Source organism: Gottfriedia luciferensis (assembly GCF_001712755.1).
GTDB classification, from domain to species: Bacteria; Bacillota; Bacilli; order Bacillales; family Bacillaceae_G; genus Gottfriedia; species Gottfriedia luciferensis_B.
The window spans coordinates 19,920-42,540 of sequence record NZ_MDKC01000013.1 but is presented as its reverse complement, the minus strand read 5'-3'; the positions used below and the strand labels follow the sequence as shown (position 1 = coordinate 42,540).

The following is a 22,621-nucleotide window of genomic DNA, read 5'->3' as shown; positions in this document are numbered from 1 at the left end:
CCTTGTCTCCTTCAATAAAAAAGCACCCCTATTTGAACAGGAGTGCTAGATCTTAATTATTTGATCTTAAGAAATTAAACTATTTTGTTTAGGTATTCGAATCATCGCCTTAAATAAATCACCGTCAACTTGAATTGAAAACTGCCCTTTTTGAATTTCAATTAGACTTTTCGCTATTGAAAGACCTAAACCGCTACCTTGGCTATTTCTCGATTCATCGCCTCTTTTGAATCGTTCCATTAGTTCATCAGCCGAAATATTTAATTCATAAGCAGAAATGTTTTTGAAAGTTAGAAGTATATCATTCCCCATATCTTCTATATCAATATATACTCTTGATCCTCTGAGTGCATATTTAAATATATTAGATAATAGATTCTCTATAGATCTCCATAATAGTTTTCCATCCGCTGTAACAAAGAGTTTATTTTTGGGATGATTTATTTTAAATGTTAAATCTAAAGCTTCTACTTTTGCATTAACTTCACCCAAGCCTTGGGTTAATAACGATAAAATATCTATACGCTCAAGATGAACAGGAATTGTTCCACTAGACGCTTTGGCTGCTTCAAATAAATCATCAGTTAATAGCTTTAATCTTTGCGATTTTTGATCCAAAACTCCTACATATTCTTGTATTTTAATAGGGTCCTTTTCCTTTTTTAATAAGTCAACATACGTAATAATTGACGTCAATGGTGTTCTAATATCATGTGATACATTCGTGATAAGCTCAGTTTTCATCCTCTCACTCTTTAGTTCACGATTAACGGCTGTTTTCAAACCATCTGTAATGGTATTTATATTATTAGCAAGACTTGCAAACTCACCTTTCCCATCTACCTCTATATGGTGATTGAAATCGCCTGCTTTTATTTGCTCGATGCCTTCTTTAATTGCATTGAATTTTTTTACTTGTTTATATGCAAACCACGCAGCAAAGCCGATCGTGATTGGGAATATAAAAAATGTTAACGCAATTAAGATTGGATAGCCAACTACAAGTAAAACCGTTTTAACACCAGTACTGCCACTATTATAGACATTTTTAATAAAAGTAAAAAACTTACTTAATGAAAGATAGATTAATGTATGTTTTAACAGTGTTCCGTTTTTAATCTGTTTTATGATTGATAAAATTAGCACTAGTGCCACGATCAGAAACGGAATTGTAAGGAAAAATACTAACTTATTAATGACCTCTATTGTTAGCATGTCTACTAATGCTACCCAAGAGGAAATTAGAGCCATTATCAATACAACATTAACATCATTAAATAATTTATCAATTGTGTTTAAATGAAGTTCTCGATCATTAAATGCTTTTCTACCTATAATAAGTGCTAAGTACACAAAAGATGATAAGAATCCGACTGTACATCCTATAAACAGAATAAATGCTTTCGTCGCAATTGACTTATCTTCTTTCCATTCTTTTATTTTTTGATTCAAAGCATCTTGCGTGAACGCTATAGAAACTTCCATATTTTTTTCATTTAACTGATGTAAATTTCCGGTAATCCAATTAAAACGCTTATTCTTTTCAATTGTTGCTGGATAAATTTCTGTTTTATAATTTTTATAAATTACATAGGAAGGGTTCCCTTTGAATTGGCCTTTTAAAGTGTTATTTGTAAACTCATTAACTCCATCAGTGGCATAATATAATAGATCTTTCTTTTCTCCTAAAATTTGCATTAAACCTTGATATCTTTTTAAATCATCCGTTACCATCTGATTCTTTGCTTGATTAATTTCTTTTGTATAAGCCTTTTTAAAGTTTTCAAAGTTTTCTTCTTCACTTAAACTTGGATTATATATTTTTGACCTCTCCGTAAAGTCGGGATATAAAGATTCTTCAATTGATCTCATATCCTCTGTGCTAATTGCTCCACCCTTTGAAATATTCTCTTCACTTTTATACTCAACTACTAACTGAGTCAGGCTAGTAATAATTGGTTTAACTTCTTGCATATAGGATTTGCTGAGAAAGTAATTATCTTCAAAGACTATTCCAAAATCATCGTCGGTTAAAGCCTCTATATTTGCAATCGATTTTAATATACCTGAAAAGAAAAGAACAACAAGCGTAAATACAATTATTTTTGTAGTTAACGAATGACTATATTTTCTCGACCTTATATCCAACTCCCCACACCACCTTCAAATATTTTGGTTCTTTAGGATTTATTTCGATTTTCTCTCTAATTTTTCGTATATGGACTGATACAGTATTTTCGGGATTAAAAGCCGTTTCGTTCCATACTCTTTCATAAATTTCTTCAATTGAAAATACCCTACCAGCATTTTCAGTCAAGAGCTTTACAATTTTATACTGAACTGGAGTAAGATGAACAACTTCCCCATCAATTGTAATGATTTTACTTTCATCATCGACTGCTAGCCCTCCACTACGATATAAACTATTCTTTGTTTCAAGACTACCTAAGCTTGTATATCTCCGCAGTTGTGATTTAACTCGTGCGATGAGCTCTAAAGGATTGAATGGCTTTGTTATGTAATCATCTGCTCCTAAATTTAAGCCTAAAATTTTATCAGAATCCTCGGACTTCGCAGACAGCATAATGACAGGTACTCCATAACTTTCTCTGATCTTCATCGTAGTCCGAATCCCATCTAGCTTAGGCATCATAATATCCATAATAATGAGATGGATTTCCTGATTTTCGATGATTTCCAGAGCCTCTACTCCATTAAAGGCTTTGAACATGCTGTAACCTTCATTTTCTAAATAAATACAAATAGCCTCTACAATTGACTGATCATCATCGCAAACTAATATGTTCATGTATTTCTCTCCTATTTCCCTTTTTCAAAATTTTATCACCTCTTTATTTTTCATGTAAGAAGATGATATCAGTAAAATCTTAATAACCTCTCTATGTAAATCTTAAGATTTTCTTATGATTATAAAAAATCAATAATGGCTCTCATATATAAAATCAATTAAAATCCTCTTATTTTCCATAAGAGGTACGCATTTTTCACTCATTATTTTAACTAATTTATGGTAACCACATTGTTAGAGTTATAATAAAAGATTTTTATCTTTTTACAAAAAATTAAAACTATTCCAAATTTAATTATGCTATTGTGGAAATAGGCAAATTAAATGATTACAGATTATAGATCTAAGTCATACGGTCTATGTTTTGTGAATAGATAAGAAGTTGATCTTATGATTTTTTGCCCATATCATATTTTCGTTTGTAAAAAAAAGCAAAACTACAAAAAACACTTAAGGAGGTGCTTAAAAGGCTATTTAGGATTACATAGACCGGTAGCAAGATAATTTACGTAAATCCAACTTTAAACAGTATTTTTTTTTGCTTAATTTCAAAAAGGTCGTTATTTTTTCACCTTTTGTATTGTACATATTGCATTGCAGAAACTAGGGTACACAAAGAATCTTCAACCAGAATCTCATCATTTGAACCAACGAATAATTTGTTTTTTACTTCTCTTTAACCATGGGCAATTAATGCTCTTACTACTCCATTCATTCAATAAATCAATTTTAAAACTTATTAGGAGGTTTTTGTTATATGTTAGAAAGTCGATCTGAACAAAAGATTAGATTATCTAAAAAAATTAAAGGAAATCTTAAGAGAAATACAGCGCTTCTTGTTTGTACTAGTTTAGTCTTTTTAGGTGGTACGTTTGGGAATTTATTTAATAAACCCGCACAGGCTGCTGTGGGAACCCATGTTGTGATCAGCGAAATTTATGGTGGTGGAGGTAATAGCGGTTCTTCCTATAAAAATGATTATATTGAACTTTATAATCCGACAAATTCAAGTGTTAGCTTATCTGGATGGTCTATTCAATATGCCTCTTCTACTGGTGCATTCAGTAACATTACAAATTTATCAGGAAGCATTGGAGCACATCAATATATATTAATTAAAGAAGCAAGCGGCGGTGGCGGAACGATTGACCTTCCAACTGCGGATGTTACAGGTACAATCAACTTAAGCGCAAGCAGCGGAAAAGTTGCATTAGCTAAAGCTACGACTGCGGTATCAGGTTCAGCTGATTCAAATGTCGTGGATTTTGTTGGTTTCGGCTCTGCAAATGATTCAGAAACTACACCAGTAGGTACTCTTTCTGCTACAACAAGTGTAGAACGTAAGGACAACAATGGTGGAACTGCCCAAGGCCAAGGGAATGGTTGGGACACGAATAATAATGCTAATGACTTTGTGAATACGAGCAGTATAGTTCCTCAAAATTCGTCTTCCACAGCAGAACCTTCAACAGAAACACAAACGGGCACTGATAATGATCATATTGGATTAGGAAACCCAAGTGGCGCAACAAGTAATACATCTAATTCTAATAATTATCTAATGGTTAAATCTCAGTATGATCTATCTTACAACAATAGCAAACACGAGCCTAACTGGGTTAGCTGGCATGTAGGTTCATCTGATCTTGGAAGTGCCGCTCGTCAGGATGATTTCCGTGCTGATACAACATTGCCATCAGGCTGGTATCAAGTTACTGCTAGTGAATTTTCAGGAAGCGGATTTGATCGAGGTCATATGTGTCCATCAGCTGACCGAACATCTACTGTTGCTAACAATTCAGCAACTTTTCTAATGAGCAATATGATTCCACAAGCTCCAAACAACAACGAAGTTACTTGGGCAAATTTAGAAGAGTATAGTCGTTCACTTGTAACTGCTGGAAATGAATTATATGTAGTATCTGGTGGCTATGGATCAGGAGGCACTGGGTCTAATGGATATAAGACTACTGTTGGGAATGGCGTTGTGGTACCAGCAAAAACATGGAAAGTGATCGTTGTATTACCTAATGGAAATAATGATTTAAGTCGAGTTACAGCTTCTACGAGAGTAATTGCTGTAGTCCTACCAAATGATCAAACCACTTCTAGCCATCCTTGGAGTTACTATAGGGTAAGTGTAGATTCTATTGAGTCTTTGACTGGTTATGATTTCCTATCTTCAGTGCCTGCAAACGTTCAAAGTGCCATTGAAGCTAGCGTTGACAATGGTCCTACAAATTAAGTCTAGAGAATCGTTTCTTCACCTCTGATAGGAAATTAGCCTATATACATAGAAAAGGGAATGTGATCCAACTTTTTGTGGCACATTCCCTTTTCTATTTTACTGCTTATACCGTTAAATAACGTTGAGATTTATTAATTTTATCTTGCATCCTTGACATCTCATCATTTAAATATGACAAGATCAAATGTTGATTTAACAACATTCTTGCGTCTTTTTACAGAAGATTAATTTTAATAATTTCCTTATTATTTATGATACGGCTCATTCCTATTAATTCTAAATGAACGATAAATTTGCTCAACTAAAACCAACTTCATTAATTGATGTGGAAAAGTCATTTTTGAAAATGACAATGTATCATCCGCTCTTTTCATCACCGCATCACTTAGACCTAATGACCCACCAATCACAAATGCTACTTTGCTGTTTCCATATGTGGCAAGTTGATCTATTTTTTTTGCTAGTGATTCAGATGTATGTTCCTTCCCCTTAATAGCTAGTGCAATTACATAAGCATCTTCTGCTATTTTACTTAAAATTCTTTCGCCTTCTTTTTCCTTTACGATTAGCATGTCTGCATCACTTAAATTCTCTGGTGCCTTCTCATCTGGGACTTCGATAATATCCATTTTTGCGTAACTAGATAATCGTTTTATGTATTCATCGATCCCCATCTTTAAATACTTCTCTTTTAACTTTCCAACACTGATAATTGAGATATTCACACTATATCCTCACTTTACGAACAAGTTATACACAAAAGTTATCCACATACCCACAATTTCTATCCACATTTAGTGGGGGAATCTATGTTCGATACAATATATATGGCATCATTTTGACAATATTCACAGGTTGTGGATATATTATGCGTTTTTTCGACTTTATTCAACAGGGGTGTTTCACTATACTTATCCACAAAATCGTCAAGAGCCCATTCTATGTGCTCATCACAGCTTAAAATTATTTTTTCCACTTATACACAGCTCCTTTTTTTAGCACAAAAAAAAGAGGAGAAAGTAAACTCTCCCCTTAAGTATGCGCTTTGTTTTATACATACACTATATCTGTTGGTTTTTGAGGGTCCGTATCATGAATTTCAAATTGCATCCCAACTTCAAACCCTTTTCCCTCTAATGTTTGAGTAACAGACATTCTGGCAAGCTCTTTCATATTATTATCTTGGCTTAAATGAGCAAGATAAATACGTTTTGTTTTGTCCCCAATTACATCTGACATTGCTAGTGCAGCATCCTCATTTGATACGTGACCAACATCGCTTAAAATACGGCGCTTAATGCTCCATGGATATCTACCCATGCGTAACATTTCGACATCATGGTTACTTTCAAAAATATACATATCTGCGTTAGAAATGATCCCTTTCATTCGGTCACTTACATAGCCTGTATCCGTAATTGTAACAAATTTTTTCTCATTATGATGAAATACGTAAAACATTGGTTCAGCAGCATCATGTGATACACCAAATGATTCAACTTCAATATCCCCAAACTGAATCGTTGTTTCCATGTTAAAAATGAACTTTTGCTCTGTTGGAATGTCTCCAATTAAATGGTTCATTGCTTTCCATGTTTTTTCGTTCGCGTAAATTGGGATTTGATATCTTCTGGCAAGAACTCCAAGTCCTTTAATATGATCACTATGCTCATGCGTGACTAGAATGCCGGAAACTTCTTTTATATCCCTGTTGATTTCTTTAAATAAAGACTCCATCGCTTTACCGCTTAGTCCTGTATCAACTAAAAGCTTAGTTTTCTCCGTCCCAACGTATAACGCATTTCCGGTACTTCCACTTGCAAGTACACTAAAATGCAGACTCATCGCTATTCACTCCATTGTTCTTTATCTATCTTAATTATTTGTCCCTCAATAGCATTTACAAAGTAATCCTGCTTTTCATTGACAACGATATGCCATGCTGGTGCTATGAATTTAACTCCATTCGATAACGGGATTACTGTATAATAGCCAAAATCAACTTTTGTAATTCGATCACTCGGTTTTAATTCATCTTTAACGAATAAATTTTCAATGGCTTTAATTGCTGGTAAAGCTTCTTGGACATTCTTTTTATCGATCATTTCTTTTAAGTTTTCTAAATATCTTTGGCGATACCCATAAATCTCATTATTATCGTTATACTTTATTTCAACTACTGAGCTTTCGATATTATAAATTACGCGATCTTTATAGGTTTGACAGAAGTATATCGTTTTTGACGTTGGATCTATTTGACAATAATGATAGTTACCACCATTCCAAACATACTCCTTCACGAAGTTCTCTAAGAAGAGTATTTTATTTGTCTCTGCAATTGGAACTGGTTTTTTTAATTGACTTTGTAATACATCTTTATAGATTTGTATATTCTGTCCTTTTCGATCAGCAAAATTTTTCTTCGAGAAATCCTTACTATTACCTGATATATAAGATTCCTTTAAAGAATTTTTAGGTAATGTCACATATGTGATATCATTTTCCTTTAATTGGTCCTCAATACTCGATTCCGCCATCGTATCAAACTGATCACTACTTCGCTTTTGATAATATTGAATCGCTAAAAATAAATCTAATACTAAGAAAGTTAAAATAAATATTGTTTTGATTCTACTCCAATCCAACAATATTCACCCCAGTTCTACTTAGCATATCTTGATCAATCTTCTTATAGGTATCATCATAATTTATGATCCAAACAGGTTTTAACAGGATTGCTCTGTTATAGTACGGTTGATTGATTGTTGATTTATCTTCATCAAATATCGTCTCGTACCCTAAGCTAATATCCTTTATAAGGGATTTATTAATAGACTTATTATTAGATATGATGTCCATAATTTGTGAACCTGACATTAACTCCATTTCACTATCCTTCTTGTCCACCTGGATTCTAAATTTATACAATGGACGCTTAAAGGTTTCTATATCGTCTACTCCCCAACTCGTCGTAATTGTTGAATTATTATACACAGGTAAATTATTTACAAAAAGTCTAAATGAAACTTCATTATTCTCAGGTTTAACACCAGACAAAATATATCCATCAGTCCAGCCACCATGAGCATTAATAAAATCAACACTTCTTTGGACTAATAAATTAGGACTTTGATTATTATTGTTTTCAGGTGTTGTCGGGTTAACAAATGAAATCGCTCGATTTAATGGTGAAACTGACATTAGTCTAGTACCATCTGTGAATGTATCTCCTGAATCGGTACTTTCTTTTCGGACATTTGATGGATCACTAAATATAGCATCTTTTAATTTATCAACATCAATATCCGTTGTAAGATACTCCATCGTAGTTAGTTTGATTGGTTTTTTAGGTAAATAAATTATTTTACCTGAATCTAACTTATATCTTAAGCTTTCAGTAAAGCTTTCGTAATTGTCTCGAATCTTTTCAACAGAAGCAATAATTGAAGAGTTATCAAAGGTTGCTCCATAGAGAATACTTTGTGCTTCATTTGAAAAATAAATCCTTGCTGAAGAATCCTGTTTAGTAGATAAATTGATGATGATTCGGTCAAATAAAACATTTTGTAATCGTTTTGCATCTAGATTAAGAACTTTACCTAATGTCTCTACTGGCACTACAGTTGGAAAAATAATTTCTAATTTATTTTTTCCTTTTGTAATTGACTGGTAGGCAACTTCAGATGTTTTATTTGTCAGGTTTTCAAAATTCGTGATTTCGGATTTCTGCAATGATCTATAAATTGGTGATATATTCCCCTGTTTAGTTGTTTCATAATTCTTATTTGATTCATGAACAACTAATAAATTCGGAATTACTATGTCCTTAAAGTCTCTTTTTGCACCAATCGAAACTTTTTGGACATAGTCTTGATTTTGAAGTACATCGTATGTTGGTTGATATGACCATAAGCTATATGAAAGAACTAAGCTTACGATAACAAGAGTAGTTAATACAACTGATTTTATATGTTCTCTTCTCATTCCCACTCATCCTCTTGGTCATCAGCCACTGGAAGTGTGAAATAGACTGTTGTACCCTTTCCTTCTTCACTTTTAGCCCATATATGACCATCGTGCGCATAAATCATTTCTTTTGCCAAAGCAAGCCCTAGTCCAGAGCCCCCAACTTGTCTCGATCTAGCTTTATCTACTCGATAGAAACGATCAAATATCTTTGATAGATTTTCTTTTGGAATTCCCATACCTTCGTCAGTTATACTAACTAATATTTGATCTCTAGACTCTTTAATACGATAAGTTACAGTCCCACCTTCTGGTGAATACTTTAATGCATTTGAAATAATATTATCTAACACTTGTGTAATTCTATCTTCATCTATAAATACAAATCTTGTCTTACTTATAAACTCACGTTTGAACGATACTTCTTGAGACTTACTCATTTCATGTCGATCAATTATCCGATTAAATAATTCCGTGAAGTTAACCCAATCTTTCATTAAACGATATTCAGTACTATCTAACTTAGATAATTGTAATAAGTCATTTACTAATCGAATCATTCGTTCTGTTTCATCTTGAGTTACTTGTAAAAACTTAGGTGCAATTTCTTTATTCTCCCAAGCTCCATCTGACAATGCTTCTAAATAGCTTCTCATCGTTGTTAACGGTGTTCTTAATTCATGTGACACATTGGAAACAAAATCTCTTCGTTCTTGCTCTATTTTTTCTTGTTCAGTTACATCATAAAGTACAGCGATTAGACCATTAACTTTACCGGATTCTTTTTGAATAGTTGAAAGACTCGCTCGGATAATCATTGGTCTCTTATTATTACTATAATCTAACATGATTGAATCTGGCTCATCGTATAAATCATCTAAAGTATTAATCTTTTCGATTCCCAATACTTCTAAGATTGATTTATTTAATACTGTTTCACGTGAAACATTAAGCATCGTTTCAGCTGGATCGTTTAAGAGAATAATTTTCCCTCTACGATCAGTTGCGATAACCCCATCTGACATATGCTCTAGTACTGATTGAAGCTTTCTTCTTTCTCCATCCGTCGAAGCTCTGGCTTGCTGTAAATTACGAGATAGATTATTAAATGATATCGTTAATTCACCAATCTCATCTTCACTATAGGCCTTTAATTTGCGAGAGAAGTTTCCTTTCGCCATTTCTTGGGCCTGTCTTCTTATTTCAGAGATTGGCTTTGTAATTGCTTTAGCCAATAGTATCCCTAATATGGATGTAATCGCTACTGCTATAAGTGTACCAGTTGAAAAAATACGGTTAATTAATTCCATTCTTTCATAAGTACTTTCCATCGAAGCACTCGTGTAAATGGCTGAAACAATTTCGTCACCTTCCATTACTGGGGTAACAATTGTTTTCATTCGATGACCATTTTTAGGATCAATTAATACTTTCTCAGTTCTAGTGCCTACTAATAGAGCTCTCTTTACTAAAATATCAGTAGTCCTTTTACCAACAATAGACCGATTACTAGAATCTGAAGTTGCAATGACTTCACTATTTTGGTTAATAACTCTTACGTCTGATATTCCGATATTCTTTCCAAAGTCGGAAACTATTTTTTGGATATTAGCTTTTACTTCTGGGTCATCAAGAGTTTTCTTTTTTTCATACTCTATTTTTATATTATAAGCCAGTAGCTTAGCACGTTCGTTTATCGCAACTGTAAAACTGTTTACGAGTTGCTTTTCAAGCTCTCTTGAAAAATAAACGCTAATAATTTGCATAGCTACTAAGATGAGTAAAATATAAACAAGTACAAATTTAAATACAATTGATTTAAATAAACCAACTTTATTATAAGCTGCCATTAATCTTGCTCCGGATCACGCAGGTAATATCCTACTCCTCTTCTAGTTACAATGAAAAGTGGATAACTTGGATTGTCCTCAATTTTTTCACGAAGTCTTCGAATTGTTACATCGACAGTTCGTACATCTCCAAAATAATCATAACCCCAAACAGTTTGAAGTAAATGTTCTCTCGTCATAACCTGTCCAATATGCTTCGCTAAGTAATATAGTAATTCAAATTCGCGGTGAGTTAATTCAATCTTCTCGCCACGTTTAGTTACGATATAAGCATTTGGATTGATAACAAGCGAGCCAATAATAACTTCAACTGACTCCTCTTTTTCAGATGGAGCTCCTGTTTGGTGTCTACGTAAATTTGCTTTTACTCTGGCAAGCAACTCGCGTGTGCTAAATGGTTTTGTTACGTAGTCATCTGCTCCCATTTCTAAACCTAGTACTTTATCTAATTCTGAGTCCTTTGCTGTAATCATAATGATCGGCATTTCATGGTTCTTTCTTATTTCTCTACAAACTTCTAAACCATCTCTAATTGGTAACATAATATCTAATAAAACTAGGTCAGGAAGAAACTCATCTACTTTTTGTAATGCTTCCTCTCCATCATACGCGCAAACAATTTCAAAACCTTCTTTTTCTAAATTAAACTTCAATATATCAGCAATTGGTTTTTCATCATCGACTATTAATATTTTTTTATTCATTCCCCGCACTCCTTTTCTAGTCAGTTTTTGCTACCATCAATTCTATACATATCTTTTGCAATTTAATATTAAATTAGGCAACAAATAAACTTATCATAGCAATTTCGTTTTGTGGACTATCTCTCTAAATATAATACGACTACCATCTTACGTGTTATTCTTTTTGTATATAAACACTAGATTTTCGAAAAAAACCTCTAGCTTGTTGCTAGAGGTCTACTCCACGTACTTCTATTTTAAATTAAGTAGGTTTTTTTGTAAAATCGAACTGATTTATTCTATTTTCATAAGGTCGATATAAAATAAAAAACTACTGTATATACAGTAGTTTTTATGATGGCTCGGGACGGAATCGAACCGCCGACACGAGGATTTTCAGTCCTCTGCTCTACCGACTGAGCTACCGAGCCATTATATGGCGGTCCCGACCGGGATCGAACCGGCGATCTCCTGCGTGACAGGCAGGCATGTTAACCGCTACACCACGGGACCAAGATAATTTTATTTAAAAAAGGATGACCCGTACGGGACTCGAACCCGTGTTACCGCCGTGAAAGGGCGGTGTCTTAACCGCTTGACCAACGGGCCACATTCATTTAAGAAAAGATGAGCCATGAAGGATTCGAACCTTCGACCCTCTGATTAAAAGTCAGATGCTCTACCTACTGAGCTAATGGCTCACAATTTAAAATATATTACTTTAACTTCATAAACTAAGTACTAGTTATGACGACAAGATTTATCTTATCATACTTTCTAATAAATTTGCAATAGTTTTTTTAAAAAAATAATAAAAGCCCCTAAATTTTTATTTAAGGGCTTTGTATTATATTAAGCTCCGTAAACGTTACGTACGATATTTGTTTGGTTACGGTCAGGACCAACTGAGAATACAGATAATGGAATACCTACTAATTGAGACACACGTTCTACATAATGTCTTGCATTAACTGGTAATTCATTAAGAGTTTTTACTCCAGTAATATCTTCTGTCCAACCTGGAAGTTCTTCATAAACCGGCTCACACTCTGCAAGTTGTTTTAAGCTAGCAGGGAACTCAGTAATTGTTTCTCCACGGAATTTATAAGCAACGCAAATTTTTACAGTCTCTAGACCTGTTAATACGTCAATTGAGTTAAGTGATAAATCAGTAATACCACTAACGCGACGAGCGTGGCGAACTACTACACTATCAAACCAACCTACACGTCTTGGTCTTCCAGTAGTTGTACCGTACTCACGACCTACTTCACGAATTGTATTTCCAATTTCGTCAAATAGTTCAGTTGGGAATGCACCTTCACCAACACGAGTAGTGTAAGCTTTACAAACACCAACAACGTGATTAATTTTTGTCGGACCAACGCCAGATCCAATTGTTACTCCACCTGCAACTGGGTTAGAAGAAGTAACGAATGGGTATGTACCTTGGTCGATATCTAACATTACACCTTGTGCGCCTTCAAATAATACGCGCTTTCCACCATCAATTGCATCATTTAATACAACAGAAGTATCACACACATATTTTTTAATTTGTTGTCCGAACTCATAATATTCTTCAAAAATATCATCGATATTTAATGCATTTGAATCATACATTTTTTCAAATAAATTATTTTTCTCTTCAAGATTACGTTTTAATTTTTCGTAAAACTCTTCTTTATCTAAAAGGTCTGCCATACGGATTCCCACACGAGCAGCTTTGTCCATATAAGCTGGTCCAATACCTTTTTTAGTAGTACCAATTTTATTATCGCCTTTACGCTCTTCTTCTAACTCATCTTGTTTTAAATGATAAGGTAAGATAACATGAGCACGGTTACTAATACGTAAGTTGTCAGTTGAAACACCTTTATCATGTAGGTATGCTAGCTCTTGAACTAAAGCTTTAGGATCTACAACCATACCATTTCCAATAACACAAATTTTATCTGAGAAGAAAATACCTGATGGAATTAAATGAAGTTTGTACTTTTCACCATTAAATACGATTGTATGACCTGCATTGTTACCACCTTGATATCTAGCAACTACTTCTGCCTGTTGTGATAAAAAGTCAGTAATTTTTCCTTTTCCTTCGTCTCCCCATTGAGAACCAACTACTACTACTGATGACAATGTACTGCACCTCCGATTAAAATACGCTATTTCCGAACTAAAACCAAAACTAGTATATCAAACTTACGGAATTTGTCAATAAATCTCTTTGAATAATTCTGTTCTAAGTTTTATTTGTTCGTAAATACAAACTAAAGAATTTGATAAAAATAGTTTGCCCTAACAAAAAAAAATAATCACATAGATTCACTATGTGATTATTTTTTAGATAAGATTCGAAGTAGTAGAAATCAGATAGATGACAATATTTTTTAGGCACCTGGTGCTTGCTCATCAAACCTTCGTTCTAAGTTTACGAACTTGTTATATTCTTTTACGAATGCTAACGAAACAGTACCTACTGGACCATTCCTTTGTTTAGCAATAATGATTTCAATGATATTTTTATTCTCTGATTCTTTATCATAGTAATCGTCTCGGTATAGGAACGCAACAATATCCGCATCTTGCTCAATACTTCCTGATTCACGGATATCGGACATCATTGGACGTTTATCCTGTCTTGACTCAACGCTTCGTGATAGCTGAGATAAGGCTATTAGAGGTACTTTTAATTCCCTCGCCAGTCCTTTAAGAGATCGTGAAATTTCAGATACCTCTTGCTGACGATTCTCTCCACTTTTACCGTTACCTTGAATAAGCTGAAGATAATCTATTAGGATCATTCCTAAGCCATGCTCTTGCTTCAGTCTTCTACACTTAGCACGTATGTCATTTACCCTAATACCAGGTGTGTCATCGATATATATACCCGTACCAGCTAGGCTACTAGCAGCCATAGTAAGCTTATTCCAGTCCTCTTGTTCAAGATTACCTGTACGCAATGCCTGTGCATTAATATTCCCTTCCGCACAAAGCATACGCATTACAAGCTGATCCGCTCCCATCTCGAGACTGAAAATTGCTACGTTTTCATCTGTTTTAGTCGCTACGTTTTGAGCGATATTCAATGCAAAAGCTGTTTTACCTACAGAAGGACGGGCAGCTACTATAATTAAGTCATTCGGTTGAAATCCCGCTGTCATACGATCTAAATCAGTAAACCCTGTCGGTACACCGGTGATTTCGCCACGTTGATTAAATAAAGTCTCAATTTTACTAAATGTAGTAAATACTACATCTTTGATACTTTGGAAACCAGAAACATTTGTGCGCTGAGCTACTTTTAAAATACTTTTTTCAGCCTCGTTTAGTACAACATCCACTGGAATATCTGGCGCATAGCTTTCCGTTACAATATTTGTAGCGGTTCTTATTAATCTTCTTAAAGTAGATTTTTCTTCAACGCTTTTTGCATAGTATTCAACGTTAGATGCCGTTGGTACTGAAGCCAGCAAATCATTTAAATATGATACTCCTCCTACTTCTTCTAATACTCCTTGATTAGCTAGTTCAGAAGTTAGCGTGATAACATCTAGAGGCTCATTCCTTGAAGCAATCTTAAGCATCGCTTCAAATATTTTTTGATGGGCAGCTCGATAAAAGTCATCTGGTAAAAGCCGTTCTGAAGTTGATATTAGCGCCTCTGAGTCTAACAGTATGGCCCCTAATACAGCCTGTTCAGCTTCTATATTCTGTGGTGGAGTACGATCATTTAGCAAATCACTCATTTCTAGTCCTCCAGATGCTTGTTTTTCTTATTGTTCTTTAACGTGTACTTTTAAAGTTGCACTTACTTCAGGATGTAATTTTACTTTAATATTTGTTACACCTAGTCCTCTAATCGCGTCATTCATTTCGAATTTACGCTTATCTAGTTTAATACCATGTACTTTATTAAGCTCATCTGCAATTTGCTTACTTGTGATTGATCCGAAAAGACGGCCACCCTCACCTGATTTAGCTTTTAGTTCTACTGTTAAAGTTTCAATTGTTTCTTTTAGCTTCTTACAATTTTCTAATTCGGCTTGTGCATCTTTTAATTCTTTATTCTTTTTCGCTTCAAGAGTTTTCATATTACCTGCAGTAGCTTCAATAGCATCTCCATTTTTGATTAAGAAGCTTGCATAGCCATCTGCGATATTTTTAGTTTCTCCTTTTTTACCTTTTCCTTTTACATCTTTTAAGAAAATTACTTTCATTTGTTTGTTCTCCCTTCAATATATTCATCGATTATTCTCAATAAACGTTGTTCAACTTCTCTGATTGAAGAAGATTCAATTTGTGCAGCAGCATTTGTTAAGTGACCGCCACCGCCAAGCTCTTCCATTATTAATTGAACATTTATATTCCCTAATGATCGACTGCTGATGCTAACAACATTATCTGACCTTTTCGCAATAACAAAAGATGCAATGACATCAGTCATCGTTAATAATGTATCTGCAGCCTTAGCGATTAATACTTGATCATAGTTTACTTTGTCTTTTCCAAAACTAATCGCAAAGCCCTCTTTGTACATATAGGCTTCCTCTATCAATTCTGCTTTGCGAATATATTCATTCATATCTTGTTTTAGTAAATTTTGAACGAGGATCGTATCCGCCCCATTCGAACGTAAGTAAGACGCTGCATCAAAAGTTCGTGCCCCTGTTCGGAAAGTAAAACTCTTTGTATCAACAATAATACCTGCAAGCAAGGCTGTTGCCTCAAGCATGCTTAATTTTATTTTCTTAGGCTGGTACTCCAACAACTCAGTTACTAATTCTGCAGTAGAGGAAGCGTACGGCTCCATATAAACTAGAATTGCATCCTTAATGAAGTCCTCTCCTCTTCGATGATGGTCTATAACAACAATTTTATCTGTCTCATTTAAAAGTGATTCTTCTTCAACCATTGTCGGTCTATGAGTATCTACTACGATTATTAATGTATCTTCAGAAATAAGTTCTTTTGCTTTTTCGGGTGAAATAAAACAAGACATAAATTGTTCATTTTTAGACATTTCCCTCATCAAACGATTAACACTTTTATCTACTTCATCTTTATCAATTACTACATAACCATCCACTTCATTATGCATTACCATTTTTAAGATCCCAACTGCTGAACCAAGAGCATCCATGTCAGGTAACTTATGACCCATTATCATAACATTGGTGCTACTCTTCATTAAATCTCTTAATGCATGCGAGATTACCCTCGCTCTAACCCTCGTTCTCTTTTCTACAGGGTTAGTTTTCCCACCAAAAAACTTTACTTTACCGTTAATATTTTTTACAGTTACTTGATCTCCCCCGCGCCCTAGTGCTAAATCTAAACCAGATTGAGCTAGTTGGCCAAGTTCGGTTAAATTCAAGCTACCTACTCCTACACCGACGCTTAGAGTAAGAGGTAAATTACGCTTTGTCGTTTCTTCCCTTACTTGGTCTAATATAGAGAATTTATTATTTTCTAATGCTGCTAGAATACCTTCGTTTAAAACTACACTATATCGATCGGATGAAACACGTTTCAAGAACATACCATTGCTATTAGCCCAACTATTTAACATTGTTGTTACTGCACCATTTACACTAGAACGCTCCTGATCATCTAAGCCCTGTGTCATTTCATCGTAATTATCTAGTAAAATAATTCCGATTACTGTTCTTTGATCTTCGTATAACTTCTCTAGTTGTGCTTGTTCTGTCACATCAAATAAGTAAATATATCGCTCTTCCCTTTTAATAACTACCCGATATGTTCTTTTACTTATATTCAATACATCTTCTTTTTTCTCTTTTTTCGAAATTAAAGCCATTAATCCTTCAGATAGATCATATATGTGTTTACCAATTAATGAACGATCATCTAAAATATTTAAAATATATTGATTGCCCCATTCAATATGGTACTCTCTATCATAAAGTAATACTCCAATTGGCATTTCTGTAATTGCTTCGTTACTTAAATTTTTCACTCTCGACATAACTGATTCTATATACATATCTAAAACGTAGCGGTACTTAATTTCTAACTTTACAACTAGAAAAATAACGCATAAAAAGATAACGATAAAAATTATCCCTATTTTAGGTTGAATATAGACTACAGTTCCGATCAGAAACACTGAAAGAGCAGTTAAAAGATAGACGGGTATAAGAAACATCTGTTTCTTATGAAAATCTTGCATATGTTCAACCCCTAAGCCAAATAAAATCTAACTTACATATTAAAGTTTATTCACTTTCTCACAACAAATTAGTAACAAATATGTTTTAAGTTTAAATTTTTCTTCTATTAAATATTCCAATTGAGACAATTCCAATTAGTAAAACAATATAAATTAATGGTTGAATGATAAAACTTGCGATCAATATAATAATTGGTACCGCTTTAGAAAAATGTTTTAAATAACTAAAATAAAATATTGAAGCGTAACCTTGAACGAGCAGTAAAATTTGAAGTACATATGTTAAATTAATCACTGCTGTACTGAGGAAACTACTTTGTTTCAAATTGAAGAATGAAAAAATCATTACAATTAAAAAGAACCACATGAATCCTACTGGGAGTCTAAACTCTCTAAATGGCTTAAATTTCGGAGTTTTATAACCTAATCTTCTTATTAATGGAAAAGTTACAAGTTGAGTTAAAAAAGCAAGTATAAAACTAACCATTAACAGTATTGAAGGAATTAATGTAGGGATTAATTTAATAGCATTTGTAAGACTATCTAATGCTTTTTCATTGGCGTTAGTACCAAGACTGGCACTAAGTTCCTTACTTTTTTCGATAGCTTCCGTTGCCAAGTTTATATTCTCTTTAACGAAATCAATATGAAAAACAGCTTTGAATAGTATGTACGATAGTACTGTATGTATTAAATATAAGAAAGTACTAGTAAGTAATATCTCTCCTTTACTTCGCTCATTTTTCAATAGATACCCAAATGCTATACCAACTGTTGAGTACATTAAAGTAACTGGAAGTAAATTAAATGAGGTAATCACAATTGTTAATCCTAGTGCCACACAGCAAAGTAAAAGTGATTCTTTAATTGAGTATTTAATACTTAGAATAATAAACGGCAGTGGCATAAGGAATGCCATAAAAATTGAGAGAAACGGTACAAATCTAAATATTAACAGTAGTACTGAGTAAATAGCTAATAGTACTGCACCCTCGGTAATAAATCGAGTCGATTTCAAAATAAAGCTCCTTTCAACTACCCCTACTTATTTCACGATAAGCATACTATTTCTTATTTTACCATAAAACTTATTTTTTCATAAATACAAAAAAAGTACAGCACTAGAATGCTGTACTTTTTATTACTTAGCTTATTCAGCTACGTATGGTAATAACGCCATTTGACGAGCGCGTTTGATTGCGATCGTTAATTTACGTTGGTATTTTGCAGAAGTACCAGTTACACGACGAGGTAAAATTTTACCACGCTCAGAAACGAAACGTTTTAATAACTCAGTATCTTTGAAGTCGATTGTAGTGATGCCGTTTGAAGTAAAGTAACAAACTTTACGACGTTTAGCACGTCCACCTTTGCGTCCACCCATTGCCATTGTTATTTCCCTCCTCTACTTAAAAATTAATTTTTTAGTAATGCTAACCGTTCAGCATTACACTGTTTTTATTATTAGAAAGGAAGATCGTCATCAGTAATATCAATCGTTTTGCTTGTCCCACCAAATGGATCATCATTAAAGCTAGGCTTCTGAGATGGTGCTTCGAAAGGATTTCCAGCGTTAAAACCTTGATTTTGTTGGTTCATACCGAATGAACCACCTTGGTTACCTGATGCATTTCTTGGTTCTAAGAATTGAACAGAGTCGGCTACAACTTCAGTTACATATACTCTCTTACCATCTTGACCATCAAAACTTCTAGTTTGAATACGTCCCTCAACGCCAGCTAAGCTTCCTTTTTTCAAGAAGTTTGCTACGTTTTCAGCGGGCTTTCTCCAGATAACGCAGTTAATAAAATCTGCTTCTCTTTCACCTTGCTGATTTGAGTAGGTACGATTCACTGCTAGAGTAAATGTTGCAACGGCAACCCCACTTGGCGTATAACGTAAGTCCGGATCCTTTGTTAAGCGACCTACAAGTACTACACGATTGATCATCTGATTCCTACCTCCCTAAAGCATTTAAAAAATATTATTTTTCTTCTTCACGGATAACGATGTGGCGGATGATATCTTCGCTGATTTTCGCTAAACGATCGAATTCTTGTACTGCTTCTGGTTTAGCAGAAACGTTTACAAGCATGTAGTGTCCATCACGGAAATCGTTAATTTCATAAGCTAAACGACGTTTACCCCACTCTTTAACGTTTGTGATTTCAGCACCTTGTTCAGTTAAAACGCCGTTGAAACGCTCAACTAATGCTTTTTGTGCTTCGTCTTCCATGTTTGGACGAACGATGTACATGATTTCGTATTTATTCATCACAATGTCACCTCCTTTTGGTCTAACGGCCCAACTAAGGGCAAGGAGCAATTTAATTAATCACTCACGAGTTAGAATTATAGCATAGTTTTTTTAAGATAGCAAATCATTAATTGACTTGCTATTTTCATTAAACATTAAATCTGAAATGCATTACATCTCCATCTTGTACGATATACTCTTTCCCTTCAAGACGTACTTTACCTGCTTCTTTTGATGCTGTCATGTTACCATAAGTCGCTAAATCTTCAAAAGAAACTGTTTCTGCGCGGATAAAGCCACGTTCGAAGTCGCTATGAATTACGCCAGCACATTGTGGTGCTTTCATACCTTTTTTAAATGTCCAAGCTCTTACTTCTTGTACACCTGCAGTGAAATAAGTTGCCAATCCTAATAAAGAATAAGCTGCACGAATTAATTGATCTAAACCTGATTCTTCTATTCCAAGTTCTTGAAGGAATGTACGTTTCTCTTCATCATCTAGCTCAGCTATTTCTTCTTCAATTTTTGCACTAATTACAATTACTTGAGAACCTTCTTTAGCTGCAAATTCTCTTACCTTTTCAACGTATTCGTTTGATGAAGCATCTGCGATTTCATCCTCGCCAACATTAGTGATATAAAGCATTGGCTTAGTCGTTAATAAGTGTAAACCTTTTACTACTTTCATTTGCTCTTCCGTAAACTCTACTGAACGAGCCGGCTTATCATTTTCAAATGCATCTCTTAATTTCACTAAAATTTCATGTTCATAAGATGCATCTTTATCTTTTTGCTTCGCTAATTTAGCTACACGATCAATACGTTTTTCAACAGATTCTAAGTCTGCAAGAATTAGTTCTAAGTTAATTGTTTCAATATCTGCTATTGGATCTACTTTTCCAGATACGTGAGTAATATTATCATCTACAAAGCAACGTACTACTTGGCAAATTGCGTCTACTTCACGAATATGAGATAAAAACTTATTTCCTAAACCTTCACCTTTACTTGCACCTTTAACGATCCCTGCGATATCAGTAAATTCAAAAGTTGTTGGAACAGTTTTTTTAGGTTGAACTAATTCAGTTAATTTTACTAAACGGTAATCTGGTACTTCTACCACACCTACGTTTGGATCAATTGTACAAAACGGATAGTTTGCTGATTCAGCACCTGCTTGTGTAATTGCATTAAATAATGTCGACTTTCCTACGTTTGGTAATCCTACGATTCCTGCTGTTAATGGCATATTTTCCACTCCTATACGAACTTAGTTAATCTTTCACAATTATATTGATTTCAAAAAAAAATAACAAGAAAATCTGAATATTAATTCTAAACATACGAAAGGTATCTAATACGAGCGATCCTTCAAATTGCTCTACTAGATACCCATTGATTTAACAATCGTTCTACTCTTCAGATCGAACTAAAACCTTTTTTAATTTTCGTGTGAACTCTCTGCGTGGAATTAATACGCTATGCTCACATCCCTCACATTTTAATCGAATGTCCATACCCATTCGAATAATTTTCCATCTGTTTACTCCACAAGGATGAGGTTTTTTCATTTCTACTACATCATTTAGGTTAAATTCTTTTTCTTCCATGTAAAAACTTCACTTCCTTAAAATAGTAGCATACAAACTATACATTCGCATTTTCATTTTTAGTTTCTGGTTGTTTATATAATACCATCTTTGGATACGAAATTTCTATGTTATTTCTTTCAAGTACTTCCTTAATTTCTTTTCGAATTGCTCTAGAAATTTTAAACTGTGTCATCGCTCTAACTTCCGAAGAGATTCTCAATGTTACTTCAGAAGGTCCTAAGTTTTGGATTCCAAGAAACTCTGGAGGTTTTACCATTTCTTCATATCTAGCTGGCATAGTTTCTAAATGCTGTTCAATTACATTTTGTGCATGTTCAATGTCACCCTCATATGAAATACTAACATCTACCATTGCCACAGCATTATGTAATGAAAAATTGGTTACTTCAGTAATCATTCCGTTCTGGATAATATGAAGCTCACCAGTTCCACTTCTAATTTTAGTTGTTTTTAAACCGATTGATAATACTGTTCCTTCGAAAGTTTGAACTCTAATGTAGTCACCAACTGAAAATTGATCTTCAAACAAAATAAAAAATCCAGAAATGATATCTTTTACTAAGCTTTGTGCACCAAAACCAATTGCTACGCCACCTATTCCTGCTCCAACTAAAAGTCCTTTTATTTCCACACCAAATATCGGGAGAATCGTCAAAGCAGCAATAAAGAATATTACATATGCAAGTACATTTTCCATCAGTTTAATAAGCGTTACTGATCTTCTTTCTGATACTTGTAACGGTCCTCTAGCATTAACCTTTAAAAGATTACGGATTAACTTTCTTCCAAGTTTTACAGCCAAGACTGAAACGATAATAATTAAAGCTATTTTTATTGATGAATTTAAAATTGTGTCCCATTGTTCTGGAGTTAGCATGCTTTTTTTTATTACTTTCTCAGCATTTTCTATTTTATCAGCTGCATTATTCATACTGTATTTTTCCCCCTATCTATTTTCAAATGACTTTAAACGTAATACTAAACGAATTAACACCTTAA

The 22,621-nt window shown here is 34.0% G+C and carries 21 protein-coding genes and 4 tRNA genes; 1 reads left to right on the top strand and 24 read right to left on the bottom strand.

Annotation, left to right across the window (positions count from 1 at the left end):
- Nucleotides 1-66: 66 nt before the first annotated feature.
- The gene (locus tag BED47_RS10555) at nt 67-2,148 is read right to left on the bottom strand and encodes a HAMP domain-containing sensor histidine kinase (protein WP_069033650.1); all 2,082 of its coding nucleotides are present in this window, start codon (nt 2,146-2,148) and stop codon (nt 67-69) included.
- Nucleotides 2,123-2,809, bottom strand: coding sequence for a response regulator transcription factor (locus tag BED47_RS10550; protein WP_069033649.1), 687 nt, complete (start codon nt 2,807-2,809; stop codon nt 2,123-2,125). Before BED47_RS10550 ends, BED47_RS10555 begins: the two co-directional genes overlap by 26 nt.
- 757 nt (nt 2,810-3,566) lie before the next feature.
- On the opposite strand from BED47_RS10550, the gene BED47_RS23210 reads away from it, so the two are divergent.
- Nucleotides 3,567-5,054, top strand: coding sequence for a DNA/RNA non-specific endonuclease (locus BED47_RS23210; RefSeq protein WP_084006860.1), 1,488 nt, complete (start codon nt 3,567-3,569; stop codon nt 5,052-5,054).
- A gap of 248 nt (nt 5,055-5,302) precedes the next feature.
- Here the strand turns inward: BED47_RS23210 and rlmH are convergent, their stop codons facing one another.
- The 22 genes from rlmH to BED47_RS10435 all read right to left on the bottom strand — a co-directional run bounded on the left by rlmH (nt 5,303) and on the right by BED47_RS10435 (nt 22,553).
- A complete protein-coding gene (rlmH, locus tag BED47_RS10540; protein ID WP_069033648.1) occupies nt 5,303-5,782 on the bottom strand; it encodes a 23S rRNA (pseudouridine(1915)-N(3))-methyltransferase RlmH in 480 nt (159 codons plus the stop codon).
- Between the two features lie 59 nt (nt 5,783-5,841).
- Nucleotides 5,842-6,033 carry a CxxH/CxxC protein gene (locus BED47_RS10535; protein WP_387325021.1) on the bottom strand — a complete coding sequence of 64 codons (192 nt, stop codon included), beginning with the start codon at nt 6,031-6,033 and terminating at the stop codon, nt 5,842-5,844.
- Nucleotides 6,034-6,107: 74 nt separating this feature from the next.
- The gene (locus BED47_RS10530) at nt 6,108-6,902 is read right to left on the bottom strand and encodes an MBL fold metallo-hydrolase (RefSeq protein WP_069033647.1); all 795 of its coding nucleotides are present in this window, start codon (nt 6,900-6,902) and stop codon (nt 6,108-6,110) included.
- A 2-nt stretch (nt 6,903-6,904) separates the two neighbouring features.
- Complete coding sequence (locus BED47_RS10525; protein ID WP_069033646.1) at nt 6,905-7,702, bottom strand: two-component system regulatory protein YycI; 798 nt, start codon at nt 7,700-7,702, stop codon at nt 6,905-6,907.
- Complete coding sequence (locus tag BED47_RS10520) at nt 7,689-9,041, bottom strand: YycH family regulatory protein (protein WP_025569161.1); 1,353 nt, start codon at nt 9,039-9,041, stop codon at nt 7,689-7,691. Before BED47_RS10520 ends, BED47_RS10525 begins: the two co-directional genes overlap by 14 nt.
- A complete protein-coding gene (gene walK, locus BED47_RS10515; RefSeq protein WP_029715380.1) occupies nt 9,038-10,873 on the bottom strand; it encodes a cell wall metabolism sensor histidine kinase WalK in 1,836 nt (611 codons plus the stop codon). The genes BED47_RS10520 and walK overlap by 4 nt, the downstream gene beginning before the upstream one ends.
- Nucleotides 10,873-11,577: a response regulator YycF gene (gene yycF, locus BED47_RS10510; protein ID WP_025569158.1), complete on the bottom strand. Its 705-nt coding sequence runs from the start codon at nt 11,575-11,577 to the stop codon at nt 10,873-10,875. The genes walK and yycF overlap by 1 nt, the downstream gene beginning before the upstream one ends.
- 337 nt (nt 11,578-11,914) lie before the next feature.
- Nucleotides 11,915-11,987, bottom strand: a tRNA-Phe gene (locus tag BED47_RS10505).
- A gap of 6 nt (nt 11,988-11,993) precedes the next feature.
- Nucleotides 11,994-12,069: transfer RNA gene (locus BED47_RS10500), tRNA-Asp, on the bottom strand.
- A gap of 24 nt (nt 12,070-12,093) precedes the next feature.
- Nucleotides 12,094-12,165, bottom strand: a tRNA-Glu gene (locus BED47_RS10495).
- A 19-nt stretch (nt 12,166-12,184) separates the two neighbouring features.
- Nucleotides 12,185-12,257: transfer RNA gene (locus tag BED47_RS10490), tRNA-Lys, on the bottom strand.
- Nucleotides 12,258-12,408: 151 nt separating this feature from the next.
- Nucleotides 12,409-13,698 carry an adenylosuccinate synthase gene (locus tag BED47_RS10485; protein WP_069033645.1) on the bottom strand — a complete coding sequence of 430 codons (1,290 nt, stop codon included), beginning with the start codon at nt 13,696-13,698 and terminating at the stop codon, nt 12,409-12,411.
- A 251-nt stretch (nt 13,699-13,949) separates the two neighbouring features.
- Entirely contained in the window at nt 13,950-15,308 is a 1,359-nt protein-coding gene (dnaB, locus tag BED47_RS10480; RefSeq protein WP_025568964.1) for a replicative DNA helicase, read from the bottom strand.
- Nucleotides 15,309-15,335: 27 nt separating this feature from the next.
- Nucleotides 15,336-15,779: a 50S ribosomal protein L9 gene (gene rplI, locus BED47_RS10475; protein ID WP_025568963.1), complete on the bottom strand. Its 444-nt coding sequence runs from the start codon at nt 15,777-15,779 to the stop codon at nt 15,336-15,338.
- A complete protein-coding gene (locus BED47_RS10470; protein WP_025568962.1) occupies nt 15,776-17,752 on the bottom strand; it encodes a DHH family phosphoesterase in 1,977 nt (658 codons plus the stop codon). The genes rplI and BED47_RS10470 overlap by 4 nt, the downstream gene beginning before the upstream one ends.
- A gap of 91 nt (nt 17,753-17,843) precedes the next feature.
- Nucleotides 17,844-18,770: a YybS family protein gene (locus BED47_RS10465; RefSeq protein ID WP_069033644.1), complete on the bottom strand. Its 927-nt coding sequence runs from the start codon at nt 18,768-18,770 to the stop codon at nt 17,844-17,846.
- 132 nt (nt 18,771-18,902) lie between these two features.
- Nucleotides 18,903-19,136, bottom strand: a complete 234-nt coding sequence (gene rpsR, locus BED47_RS10460; RefSeq protein ID WP_025568960.1) for a 30S ribosomal protein S18 — start codon at nt 19,134-19,136, stop codon at nt 18,903-18,905.
- Between the two features lie 80 nt (nt 19,137-19,216).
- Entirely contained in the window at nt 19,217-19,702 is a 486-nt protein-coding gene (gene ssb, locus BED47_RS10455) for a single-stranded DNA-binding protein (protein WP_025568959.1), read from the bottom strand.
- A 34-nt stretch (nt 19,703-19,736) separates the two neighbouring features.
- Nucleotides 19,737-20,027 (bottom strand): 30S ribosomal protein S6, encoded by a 291-nt coding sequence (rpsF, locus tag BED47_RS10450; protein WP_025568958.1) that lies wholly within the window; start codon nt 20,025-20,027, stop codon nt 19,737-19,739.
- A 130-nt stretch (nt 20,028-20,157) separates the two neighbouring features.
- Nucleotides 20,158-21,258, bottom strand: a complete 1,101-nt coding sequence (gene ychF / locus BED47_RS10445; RefSeq protein ID WP_025568957.1) for a redox-regulated ATPase YchF — start codon at nt 21,256-21,258, stop codon at nt 20,158-20,160.
- Between the two features lie 163 nt (nt 21,259-21,421).
- Nucleotides 21,422-21,619, bottom strand: coding sequence for a DUF951 domain-containing protein (locus tag BED47_RS10440; protein ID WP_025568956.1), 198 nt, complete (start codon nt 21,617-21,619; stop codon nt 21,422-21,424).
- A 37-nt stretch (nt 21,620-21,656) separates the two neighbouring features.
- Nucleotides 21,657-22,553, bottom strand: a complete 897-nt coding sequence (locus tag BED47_RS10435; protein ID WP_049813553.1) for a mechanosensitive ion channel family protein — start codon at nt 22,551-22,553, stop codon at nt 21,657-21,659.
- Nucleotides 22,554-22,621 lie beyond the last annotated feature (68 nt).

Bases quoted from the DNA above. Each gene is read 5' to 3' on its own strand.
- BED47_RS10440 (WP_025568956.1), bottom strand. From the start codon at position 21,619: ATGGAAGAAAAAGAATTTAACCTAAATGATGTAGTAGAAATGAAAAAA.
- rplI (WP_025568963.1), bottom strand. From the start codon at position 15,779: ATGAAAGTAATTTTCTTAAAAGATGTAAAAGGAAAAGGTAAAAAAGGA.
- ychF (WP_025568957.1), bottom strand. From the start codon at position 21,258: ATGCCATTAACAGCAGGAATCGTAGGATTACCAAACGTAGGAAAGTCG.
- yycF (WP_025569158.1), bottom strand. From the start codon at position 11,577: ATGAATAAAAAAATATTAATAGTCGATGATGAAAAACCAATTGCTGAT.
- BED47_RS23210 (WP_084006860.1), top strand. From the start codon at position 3,567: ATGTTAGAAAGTCGATCTGAACAAAAGATTAGATTATCTAAAAAAATT.
- ssb (WP_025568959.1), bottom strand. From the start codon at position 19,702: ATGATCAATCGTGTAGTACTTGTAGGTCGCTTAACAAAGGATCCGGAC.
- BED47_RS10530 (WP_069033647.1), bottom strand. From the start codon at position 6,902: ATGAGTCTGCATTTTAGTGTACTTGCAAGTGGAAGTACCGGAAATGCG.
- walK (WP_029715380.1), bottom strand. From the start codon at position 10,873: ATGGCAGCTTATAATAAAGTTGGTTTATTTAAATCAATTGTATTTAAA.
- BED47_RS10520 (WP_025569161.1), bottom strand. From the start codon at position 9,041: ATGAGAAGAGAACATATAAAATCAGTTGTATTAACTACTCTTGTTATC.
- BED47_RS10435 (WP_049813553.1), bottom strand. From the start codon at position 22,553: ATGAATAATGCAGCTGATAAAATAGAAAATGCTGAGAAAGTAATAAAA.
- BED47_RS10550 (WP_069033649.1), bottom strand. From the start codon at position 2,809: ATGAACATATTAGTTTGCGATGATGATCAGTCAATTGTAGAGGCTATT.
- rpsR (WP_025568960.1), bottom strand. From the start codon at position 19,136: ATGGGTGGACGCAAAGGTGGACGTGCTAAACGTCGTAAAGTTTGTTAC.
- rpsF (WP_025568958.1), bottom strand. From the start codon at position 20,027: ATGAATAAATACGAAATCATGTACATCGTTCGTCCAAACATGGAAGAC.
- dnaB (WP_025568964.1), bottom strand. From the start codon at position 15,308: ATGAGTGATTTGCTAAATGATCGTACTCCACCACAGAATATAGAAGCT.
- BED47_RS10470 (WP_025568962.1), bottom strand. From the start codon at position 17,752: ATGCAAGATTTTCATAAGAAACAGATGTTTCTTATACCCGTCTATCTT.